The organism is Streptomonospora sediminis, assembly GCF_054778995.1.
Window position 1 is genome coordinate 1 of the sequence record NZ_BAAGYZ010000088.1, and the last position, 4,917, is coordinate 4,917.

At 72.6% G+C, this 4,917-nt stretch carries 1 protein-coding gene and 1 pseudogene; one reads left to right on the plus strand and one right to left on the minus strand.

What is annotated here, in order from left to right:
* Positions 1 to 152: 152 nt before the first annotated feature.
* Entirely contained in the window at positions 153 to 3,971 is a 3,819-nt protein-coding gene (locus ACYVD5_RS17630) for an NB-ARC domain-containing protein (protein WP_461002160.1), read from the minus strand.
* Positions 3,972 to 4,394: 423 nt separating this feature from the next.
* Between ACYVD5_RS17630 and ACYVD5_RS17635 the strand changes: the two are divergent.
* Positions 4,395 to 4,917, plus strand: a pseudogene (locus ACYVD5_RS17635) (DNA helicase); the annotation flags it as partial.

Below are 4,917 nucleotides of genomic sequence, written 5' to 3' on the forward strand. Positions count from 1 at the left end.
GTCACTGATCGCCTACGACCACTGACCGGTACACACAACAACTCCCATCAACGATCTAGGGCATGTTCGCCCTCCAGGCGCCGCCGGTGGCAGTGCCGGACGGGGGTGCGGGAAGGGGAAATGGAAACACGGCAACCAGCGGCATCGACCGGCTATTCGACGGGGTCGGCGGGGTCGTCGCCGGTGGTGGAGTCGGTGCTCGGGTGGTCGGCGGCCGGATTGTTCCCGCGGCCGGAGGCGGTGTCGGCGGCGGCGCCCGCCCGCGGACCGCTCAAGCCGTGCGAACCGCTCAAGGTGTCCGGTCGGGCCATACCGGTACGGGCGGGGTCCGGTGCCGCGGAACCGCTTGTGTCGCCCGTGCCGCCCGAGGCCGAGGCGTCCGGCGCCGTGCTGTTCGATCCCTCCGGCTCGTGCGGGCTTACCGGATGTGCCGGTTCGGGGCCTACCTGGCGTTGCGGAGCGCCCGGCTCGGCCGGACGCCGGTGTTCGTGCGGGGAGTCGGCCCGGCGCGGGCCCGGGAGCCGGTACCCGCCCGGAGGCTCGGCGCCGCCGGTGGCCGCGGATTGGCCGTCCGCGGATTCGCCGTCCGCTGTTGCCCGCCCCGGATCGCGGCCTTGGCGGTGGGGGTCGGCGCCCGATCCTGTATCGGCCCCCGGCGCCGGGGGTGCCGCCTGCGGCGGGACGCCCGGCACCTGCTGTTTCGCCCGCTCCGAACCGGAACCGGCGCGGCCGCCGAAGATGCGGTTGAGGCGGTGGTGGGCATCGCGGCCGCGCCATTCGAGGCCTTCCTCACGGGCGGTCTCGCGAGCCGCGGTGAGGTGGTGCACTGCGTCGTCGGTGTTGCCGGTCTCTTCGAGCAGCCGGCCGAAGAGTTCCTGCGCCCCGATGCGGCCCACGCGGTCGCCGAGCCGCTGGAAACCTTCGTAGGCGCGTTCGGCATCGGTCACGGCGTAGCGGGGGTAACCGCAGGCCGAGAGCACCTCGGCCGCCGCGCGGTGGGCACGGGCGTGCCACAGCTGGTCGCCGAGGTCGCGGAAGCCCTCGGCGGCCTCGCGCATGACGGCCGCGGCCTCGTCGACATCGCCGCCCGCGCGCAGCCGCACCCGCCCCAGCGCCAACCGGGTGCGGTGCGTGCCCCACACGTCGCCCATCCCGCGCAGCGTGGCGATGGCCTCGTCGAGCATCTCGATGCGCTGCGGCACCGACCAGCGCTGGCGTTGCTGTGCCACATGGCGCAGCCCGTCGCGCCCGGCACGGGGCAATTGGGCGAACCACCGTTCCTGCGCGGCAAAGTACCCGCCCAGGTAGCGCTGTGCGGGCTCCCGCAGGTCGTCGGCGAAGCGGGCGCCGATCCGCCGGTGCTCATAGGTCGAGTCGGGTTTGAGGCGGCGGCTTTCGCGGGCGACGTGGCCCTCGACGATGTCGCGGCGTTCCTCGCCCCGGGCGGGGTTGAGCGCGAGGTCGCAGGCCTCGTACTGGAGGTCGAGGCGCTGGGTGTCGAGTTCGGCCATGACGCGCTGGCAGCGGGCGGCGTACCAGCGTTCTTCGGCGCGGGCGAAGGAGGTGCGCACTTCGTCGAGTATGAGCCACGCGTTGAGCTCGCGCCCGCGCGCCGCCAGGACCTCGGCGAGCGCGATGCGCGCGTTGCTGTACTCCTCCCAGTCGCCTTCGTCGCGGAAGATGATGCAGGCCATGCGCAGCAGCGCCTGGGCGCGGCGATGCTGGTCGCCCTCAGCCTGGCGGCGCGGCGTGAACGCGTCCCTCTTGCGCCGGCCGCGCTGGGTGTGCACGTGGGCGAGGTCGCGCAGGACGCGGGCCCGCCACCAGTGGTCGCCTTCGGCCGCGAAGATCCGGTCGGCCTCGTTGAGCGCATCGGCGCCGCCGTCGAGGTGGCCGCGGCGCTGCAGGTTCACCCCGAGGGAGCGCCAGGCGCGCGCCCGCCAGTGCGGATCGGGGCTTCCGGTCTGGTCGAAGACCCGTTGGGCGGTCCGGGCGTCTTCGACGCCGGCCGCGTAGTCGCCCATCTTCCCGGAGATCTCGGCCCGGTCGAGGCGGGCGAGGCCGCCTGCGAGGCGGTCGCCCAGCCCGTAGGCCGTGCGGAGTTCGGCGAGGGTGGCCTGTTCCCAGTCGGCCCAGAAGACCCGCCACACCTGGCATAGCGCGGCAAAGGCGTGGGCCAGCCGCCAGCCGAGTTCGGGGAGGTCGTGGTCTTCGGCCAGCCGCAGGCACATCAGCAGCGACTCGCGCTCCTGGGTGAGCCACTGGCGCGGGCGCCCGGCGGGTACCAGGCCCAGCTCGGAAGGAGGGGTGAGGTCGGTGCGCGTGCTCAGCACAGCGGGGTCGTGGGTGCGGGTGACCTCGGCGGCGGCCTGTTCCACCAGCCACGTGTAGGCCGACACCAGCCGCTGGGCGGCTGCGCGGTTATCGTCTTCGTCCCAGTTGTCGAGTTCCCACCTGGTGAGGACGAGTTCCCGCGGGTCGAGCAGCCGCAGGGTGTCGCGCACCAGGTCGTGGATGCGGAAGGTGTGTTCGCCGGTCTCGTTGCGCTCGGTGGGCAGCACGAGGAATCGGCGGACGAGTTCTTCGATGAGGTCGCGGGCGGTCTCGCGGGGCACGTCCAGCAGTACCGCGGCCGACCAGTCGCTGAACTTGCGCAGGTCGGAGTCTGCGATGCGTTTGAGCAGCAGCCGTTCGCGGGGCTCGCAGAGCTGGAGGCTGAACGCGAAGGAGGCCGCGAAGCCGTTGGGGCCGCGCAGCAGGGGGCTGCGGACGATGTCGTCGAGTTCGGCCAGGACCTCGCGCGGACTGGGGTCGGAGCGTTCGGTCAACCTGCCGCCGCACAGCCGGATGGCCAGCGGCAGCCCGTAGCAGCGCCGCACGATCTCGGCGCGGTCCCGCCGGTTGCGGTCGCGTTCGGCGGGGCTGCCGCGGCGGTCGGGCGGCGCGAGGCGGTCGAGGAGTTCCGTTCCTTCGTTCTGGTTGAGTTCGCCCAGTGCGTAGCCCTCGTACTCGAAGGTGGCGTCGCTGAACGTGCGCCGCGAAGTGATCAGTACGGCGCAGCGCGGACCGTTGGGCAGCAGGGACTCGACCTGGGCGGCGTCTTTGGCGTTGTCAAGGACCATGAGCATGCGTTTGCGGTTGGTCAGCGACCGCCAGGTGGTGGAGAGTTCGGCGGCGGTGGCGCCGGAAGGGATGCGGCCCTGCATCGAGTGGACCAGCGCTTCCAGCACTTTCTCGGGCGAGCGCGGTTCGCGCTGGGGCAGGACGGGTTCGGGGACGTCGCCGGGTGCGCTTGCGGGATCGGGGCGCGCACTGCGGTCGAAGATGCGCCGCACCCGCAGTCCCAGGCCGCGGCCCAGGCGGCCGGGCCCGGCATCGGCGGGCTCGGGCTCGGTGTCGTCGGGTTCGCGTTCGCCCGCCAACTCGACCCACCGCACACCATCGGGGAAGCGGTCCAGGACCTCGTGCGCGATCTGGGTGACCACCTGGGTCTTACCGGCACCTGGAGCGCCGTTGACCACGATCACCAGTGGCGAGCGCCGGCCGGCGCCGCCGCTGAAGAGGGCGGGAAGATTGAGGAAACGGCGCATGCCGGCGCGCGGAAAACTGCGGAAGCGGCGGCGCAGCCGGTTCATCAGGCTCGTATGGCCGGTGAAGCCCTCGCTGTAGGGCGGAAGCTCGACCTGGGGCTGGTCGTCGGGTGCGCTCCGCAGGCGGCTGCGCATGCGGCGGCCGCTCAGCCACGGCTCCAGGAAGACGGTGACCGCGGCGGTGGAGATGGCGCCGATGGCCGAAAGGGTCCACACGACCGAGCGGGGGAAGTCGTCCAGCAGGTCGGGGGCCATCTGCAGGAACAGCGCACCGGAGATGAAGATGACGGGTGCGATCAGCCCGGTGGCAGAGCGCAGCAGCGATCTGCGAGCCGATCCGTGCGACTGGCTCGACTTCTCCGGCGACATCCGCTCGCTCACCTCTGCAGTTCTGCCAGATACACCCACTCGACCGGCGCCTCGATCGGCCGGAGGCCTCCGGACCCAACACGGTACCGCGCCGCGCCCAACGGATTCGGGGCCGTGGGCGGGTTCGCGGGCACGGGGCGGTGCTGCGCAGGAGTGGGACCGGGCCGTGCGGGCACGAGGGCACGGTATCCGCGGGGTTGCGCGCGGGCGGAGCCGCGTGCGCGGGGGCGCAGTGCACCGGCCGGGGCCGCGGACGTGCGCGGGCACGGCGGTGCGCACGGTGGCGGCCGATTCTCCGGCCGACCGGATCGGCGAAACCCAAAAAATCGGCCAAATGCGGCTGTAATGTCACAAGCTTCAGATACAACAACAGAGGGAATGGCAATGAGGGCGCGGTTTTCGCCGCCCCGACGCGCTGCCGCGAAAAGGAGGCCCATGCCGCAGTTGGCGATCGACGCGACGTGTCTTCCGCAGTACGACAAGCTCGACAAGGCTACGCGCGAGCGCCTGCTCGCGGCTACGCGCAAATTCCGCGAACTCTCGCTCAACGCCCTGCTGGCCCATCCCGACCTGCGTATCCGCCCATTGGCCCACGGGCAGGACCCGCGGATTCGCACATTCCGTATCAGCGACTCGTGGACCGGCGTAATGCTGGCCCCGGAGTCGGGCGAGACCTTCCTCCTCGTGCATCTGCTGCCCCGCGAATCCGCAGAGGACTGGGCCGGCGACCAGCGCCACGATGTCAACCCGGTCATGGGCACCCTGGAGCGCCGCAATGCCACCGCGCTGGAACAGGCGGTCGACCACCGCACCGGGCCGGCCGCCCGCCCGGAGAGCGCCCCGCAGACCGGGGCGCCCAGCGGCGGGTACCCCGGCGGCCGCGCCACCGCCCCGCGGCACGGCACCCCCGACCGGCCAGCGCCCCGGGCTCCGGCCGCGCCGGCGCCCGAACCGGCCG